Consider the following 5,417-nt stretch of genomic DNA (forward strand, 5'->3'; position numbering starts at 1 on the left):
CCGATGGCATCGTCAGGATCGATCAATCGAACGCGCACATGCTCAAGGACATGCTGTTCGGACATTGCCGGGACGCGGTAGCGGGATGTGGCCATGCGCGAGTTGTGCCCGAAGGCGCAGAACATGTTCAGTAATTTGGCTCAATCAGCTGAAAACCAGATTTTTGCCGATTTTTAAAAATCCGCCGTGGAAGTTGGGGGGCGTTTCCCAAGACACCTTGCATGACTCGTGGAGGCTCCCTGTGATCGGGGAGTTTGGTGGCCCACGGCTTGTGGCAGGTGAAAAACTCATATCTCCGGAACTCCGCATGGAACTCCGGGAGGAGAGTGTTCCGGGGGAGCAAGATGAGCTTGTCGGGAAGGCATGTTTCGTTGGGAGGCTTTTCACGATCACGCACGGGTGTCCCGCTTTAAGTTTGACCCGGACGCGCATTTCAGGAAGATGGCACAAGTAGGAAAACGCTTATGAATGAGCCGATGCCAGCTTGGGAACCCGCGAAAGAATGGCGGGACAACCGGATTGTGGAGCAGCTGGAGCAATCCGCGTTGTATCAGGATTACGAGCGGGCGTTCAGCGAGGCCACCGGGCTGCCCTTGAGCCTTGCTCCGGCCGGGGACGGGCAGTTCGCGGGTCGCGGGAAGAATTATGGAAATCCTTTTTGTGAATTGCTGGCGCGGCATCATCAGACTTGCGCCACCTGCCTGCGCTCGCAGCAGGAAACGGCGGGTGACGGACTGGCGGGGCCGCGCACTTTCATGTGTTTCGCGGGACTGTGCGAAAGCAGCGTGGCCATCCGCAGCGGCGAGAAAACCATCGCCTTTCTGCGGACCGGGGAGGTCGCCACGCTCAAACCATCACGGCCGCGGTTTGAAAGAATCACCCGCCATTTGAGGGAGGGGGGCGCGGATTTCGACGAGGAGGAGCTCAGCCTCGCGTATTTTGCCACCCCGGTCATGCCGCCGGCGAAATACCGGTCCATCCTCGACCTGCTCGCGATCTTCGCCGGGCATTTGTCGTTGGTCGCCGGCCAGATCCTGTTGAACAATGGCAGCTCGGAGGCTCCCAACATCGCCTGTGCGCGCCAGTTCATCCACGAGCACCAGGGCGAGCCGCTGGAGTTGAAACAAGTCGCCGGGCAGGCCCGCATGAGCAGTTGTTATTTCTGCCGGAAGTTCAAGGAGGCCACCGGCTTCACCTTCACCAAGTATGTGGCGCGCACCCGTGTCGAGACCGCCAAGAAGCTGCTGCTCAATCCGCAGGTGCGGATTTCCGAAGTGGCGTTCGAGGTCGGCTTCCAGTCGATCACCCATTTCAACCGGGTCTTCAAGGAAATCACGGGCCAATGCCCGTCGAAATACCGTGAGGAGCTGCCCGGCTGGCTGGCGAGTGTAAAAGATGTGTGGTCTTTGACAAGAACCGGGAAGCAATCCGCGCTCATATAGGAGAAGATGCCCATAGAAGGACGGGACGTTTTCCATACGAGGAAACTTCAGGTCCCTCTTGCCGGGGTTCCGTCAATCCGGCGAACCGCCTCGGCAGACAACCTCCCGCCGGATCAAACAAACCACCATGAACACACTCGCAAAATGGAATCCGTTCACCGAGCTGAACGAAATGCAAAACAGACTGACAACCTTGTTCGGACGCCCGACCATGCGCACGGAAGGGGAGGGGGGCTTCGGCTTTGCCGAATGGGCTCCGCCGGTCGATGTGACCGAGGACGACAAGGAATTCATCATCAAGGCGGAACTGCCGGACGTCAAAAAAGACGACGTCAAGGTTCTCATTGAAAACGGAATCCTCCAAATCAGCGGCGAACGCAAGTTCGAGAAGGAGGAGAAGGGTAAGAAGTATCACCGCATCGAACGCTCCTACGGTTCGTTCGAACGCAGTTTCACCCTGCCCGAAACCTCCAAGCCCGAAGCGATGACCGCGAAATACGAGAACGGCCTGCTCACGGTGCATGTCCCGAAAGACACCGAGACCAAGACCAAGGCCATCGAGGTGAAAGTCCGCTAAACCAACGAATGATCCCACCGGCGGCCGGTATCGACTGGCCGCCGGTTTTTATTTCAGCACCTGCCGGAACTGGTCTTTTTCCGAGAGGGAGAGCACGAATTCCGTGAGAAGGCTGATGCTGTGCTCGATGTCGTCGAGATGCGCGGTTTCCACCACCGAGTGCATGCAGCGCAGCGGTAGCGAGACGAGCGCGCTCGGCACGCCCTCGCAGGAATGGAAAATCTTGTCGGTGTCGGTGCCGGTGAAGCGGCTGCTGGCTTCATGCTGGATCGGCACCTTGACCTTGGTCGCGACGTCTAGCAGGCGTTGGACGACGATGGGGTGGTTCGCGGTGCCGTGGGTGAGGGTCGGGCCGCCGCCGAGTTTTACGCTGCCGTGCTTGGCGGCGTCGAGCCCCGGAGTGTCGGTGGCGTGGGTGACGTCGAGGCAGACGCAGACGTCGGGCTTGAGGCGGTAGGTGGCCATCATCGCGCCGTGGCCGCCGATTTCCTCCTGCACCGCATTCAGGCAGACGAGGGTGAACGCGGGCTTCTTCTTGCCGGCGGCGATGCGTTTCATCACCTGGGCGATGATGTAGCCGCCGATGCGGTTATCGAGCGCGCGGCCGATGAGGCGCTTGTGGGAGAGTTCCAGCGGCCCGTCCTGATAGACGGCGGGGTGGCCCACGCGGATGCCGAGCGCGGTGACTTCGGCAGCGGTCGAAGCACCGACATCCACCCACAGGTCATGGACGTGGGGCGCTTTTTCATGGCCGGCCTCGTCGCGGCGGAGGTGGATGGCGGTGTTGCCGATGATGCCGGAAACCGGCCCCTTGTCGCCGAGGATCGTGAGGCGGCGGCCGCGCGCGGTGGCGGCATCCGAGCCGCCGACGCGGTCGATGCGGAGGAATCCGCGCTCGTCGATGTGCTTGATCATGTAGCCGATCTCGTCGGCATGGGCCTCCAGCATGACGATGCGCTTGGATTTGCCGGGAAGCGTCGCCCAGGTGGAACCGTAGGCGTCGCAGGTGACCTCGGGCGCGTGGCTTTTGATCCAGTCCGCCCAGACCTGTTGACCGCGCATTTCAAACCCCGTGGGGCTAGGGGTTTCCAACAGATGGAACAGGAACTCGCGGTCTTCTTTTTTCATGGTGGGGAAATTCAAACATCCCCGCGAGAGCTGGCAAGAGGATACCGACACCATCCCTTCCTCAACTCCTTGAGCACCCCATCCGTCACGGCTCCCTCGGCGTCCTTCGCCCGCGCCTCCAGATACCCCGCGTAGGCCCGGCCTCCCCGGTGATCCTCGTAAAGCTGGAACGCCCGCAGCACCCTCCCTGTTTCCAGCCACTCCGGACTCTTGCTTCCGGCGTATGCCGGGAAACTGCTCCACCGCCAGCTCCGCAGCCGCTTGCCCGTCCCACCACCCACCCAGCCGGACAGCACCGGATTGAGATGGATGTAATCCGCCACGATCTTGAAATAGCAACCCTCGCGCTCCTCGCCGTTGACCACCACCGCCTTGTAACGTCCCTGGAACACATGTCCCTTGCGCTGCCGCCGCCGGTTCCAGCCCTGCGAGAAAACCCCAAGCAGCCACTTCATTCCCGCCACCAGGTTCGGCTCCGGCGTTTCCACGAGCAGGTGGAAATGATTGCCCATCAGCACCCACTCATGCACCCGCCAGCCGTAGCTCTCACAGGCCCTCTCCATCAGATCCACCCAGCCGTAGCGGTCCTTGTCCTCCTCAAACACCGTCTTCCCGCCATCGCCGCGTGCCATCACGTGGTAAACCGCTCCCACCGCCTCGTATCGCAAGGGCCTTGGCGTGAATTCATCCAAACCGCCACCACCTCAACCGACAATGCTTGTTAGCCGGGGCTGGTCCTATGGAGACCCTATGGACGCGAAGGCGCCGCCTACTTCCACTTCTTCACCCGTCTCGTGTTAGATGTAACCCTCGTCTTCATCCCCTTCGCCTTCTTCTATCAACCAAGGATTTATCTTCATGAATGAATCTGCTAATGGAAGCCAACCCTGTTGATGTGAATTTGCGATGACCCCATATAGGCGTGGCCGTCGTGGTTCACGCCGCAATCGCTGGCGCTGATGGTGGAGTCGGCGTGCAATCGCGCTCCGCCGGGGTCATGGTGTTTCCAGCCGGAAGAACGCGGCGTCGTCCGGCACGGTGAAGATGAAATCAAGCTTGCCGTCGGATCTGAAGGTCGTTTGCGGCGCGGTCATGGGGAAGGGCGCGAAGTTCAGCAGGTCGGTGGATTTATGCACGCCGAGGGTCAGGGTGAACTGCCCCGCTCCATTCCGCTGGATCAAAGGTGTGCCGATGTGCAGCGCCTGCACCTGGGAAGGAGTGAACAACCCGGCACCAGTCGCGTTGCTGAATAACGTGTTCACCAGCGCTTCCTGCGTCGAACCACCGACTTGCCAGTCGAAGCCGAACGCGGCCATCTGAAACTCCGAGGCGTCGTTGAGGCCGTCGCCGTCGGTGTCGGAGTTGAAGGAGAGGCTCTGGCCGGTCAGCGCGACCTCGAAGGGGTTCTCGTCGCCGTCGCTGCTGGCGATGGACAACGTGGCCGTTCTCGCGCCGACGAGCGCCGGGGTAAAGGTCACGGTGAAGGTCGCGCTCGCACCGCCGGAGAGGCTCACCGGGAAGCCGGCGGTGTTCACCGCGAACTCCGCGCTGTTGCTCGTCGGGGCCAGGTCGGTGAGCGTGAAGCTGCCGAAGTTGCGAACGGTGAAGGTCTTCACTGCCGCCGCCGTTCCCACGGGCGACGTGCCGAAGGCGACGGTGCTGGCGTTGTCGGTGAGTCCGGTGCCGGCGGGCTGCTCGACGACGATCTCCGCCGGGATTTCGATGGCGTAAGCCGCCACCGTCTCCACCAGCCCGGAGCCGCCGTTCTGGTAGCCGCTGGCCGTGCGACCACGGGCGCGGAGCTGGCCGCTGGCAGGGAGCGAGAGGCCGGTGCATTGCCAATTCGCCGTCGTCTCCACGCGGCTGCCGACGCCGAGCGGCGTCCAGACCGTGCCGCCATCGGTGCTCAGCTCAAAGGTCACCTGCGAGACCTCCGGCGCGCTGCCCCCGCGGCTCCACAGCGCCTGCGTCGCGTCCGGCACGCCCACCGTCTGCGGAGCGGGATCGTTCGCCAGCCGTGCGACGCCGTTGCGTTCCGTGCCGCTGAATGTGGTAAACTGACCGGCCAGAATGAGCTTCCCATTCGCCTGCGCGGCCACGCTATAGACGGTGTTGTTCGCGCCAGTGCCGGGATCGAAGGTAGCGTCCAGGTTGCCGTTCGCATTGAGCCGCGCGATGCAGTAGCGCTCCGTGTCGTTGAATGTGGTGAACCCGCCACCCAACACGATCTTCCCATCCGCCTGCACCGTCACGCTATTGACGGTGCCATC

5 protein-coding genes are annotated in these 5,417 nt (G+C 62.0%); 2 read left to right on the plus strand and 3 right to left on the minus strand.

Going from position 1 to position 5,417, the window contains the following annotated elements:
• The first annotated feature begins 476 nt into the window (after nt 1-476).
• Together AC4DF4_RS17760 and AC4DF4_RS17765 are read left to right on the plus strand one after the other, a co-directional pair.
• Nucleotides 477-1,442: a helix-turn-helix domain-containing protein gene (locus AC4DF4_RS17760; RefSeq protein ID WP_490049442.1), complete on the plus strand. Its 966-nt coding sequence runs from the start codon at nt 477-479 to the stop codon at nt 1,440-1,442.
• 127 nt (nt 1,443-1,569) lie between these two features.
• Nucleotides 1,570-2,019, plus strand: coding sequence for an Hsp20/alpha crystallin family protein (locus AC4DF4_RS17765; protein WP_490049443.1), 450 nt, complete (start codon nt 1,570-1,572; stop codon nt 2,017-2,019).
• A gap of 48 nt (nt 2,020-2,067) precedes the next feature.
• Here AC4DF4_RS17765 and AC4DF4_RS17770 read toward each other — a convergent pair whose 3' ends face one another.
• The 3 genes from AC4DF4_RS17770 to AC4DF4_RS17780 form a co-directional block, all read right to left on the minus strand.
• A complete protein-coding gene (locus tag AC4DF4_RS17770; RefSeq protein WP_490049444.1) occupies nt 2,068-3,147 on the minus strand; it encodes a M20/M25/M40 family metallo-hydrolase in 1,080 nt (359 codons plus the stop codon).
• 11 nt (nt 3,148-3,158) lie between these two features.
• Complete coding sequence (locus AC4DF4_RS17775) at nt 3,159-3,815, minus strand: transposase (protein WP_490049445.1); 657 nt, start codon at nt 3,813-3,815, stop codon at nt 3,159-3,161.
• A gap of 327 nt (nt 3,816-4,142) precedes the next feature.
• The coding region (locus AC4DF4_RS17780) for a choice-of-anchor D domain-containing protein (RefSeq protein WP_490049446.1) at nt 4,143-5,417 on the minus strand (1,275 nt) is incomplete at its 5' end.

The sequence above is a fragment of the Luteolibacter sp. genome (genome assembly GCF_058122085.1).

What these genes read in the sequence shown, in the direction of transcription:
- AC4DF4_RS17765 (WP_490049443.1), top strand. Translation starts at nt 1,570, where the DNA reads ATGAACACACTCGCAAAATGGAATCCGTTCACCGAGCTGAACGAAATG.
- AC4DF4_RS17770 (WP_490049444.1), bottom strand. Translation starts at nt 3,147, where the DNA reads ATGAAAAAAGAAGACCGCGAGTTCCTGTTCCATCTGTTGGAAACCCCT.
- AC4DF4_RS17760 (WP_490049442.1), top strand. Translation starts at nt 477, where the DNA reads ATGCCAGCTTGGGAACCCGCGAAAGAATGGCGGGACAACCGGATTGTG.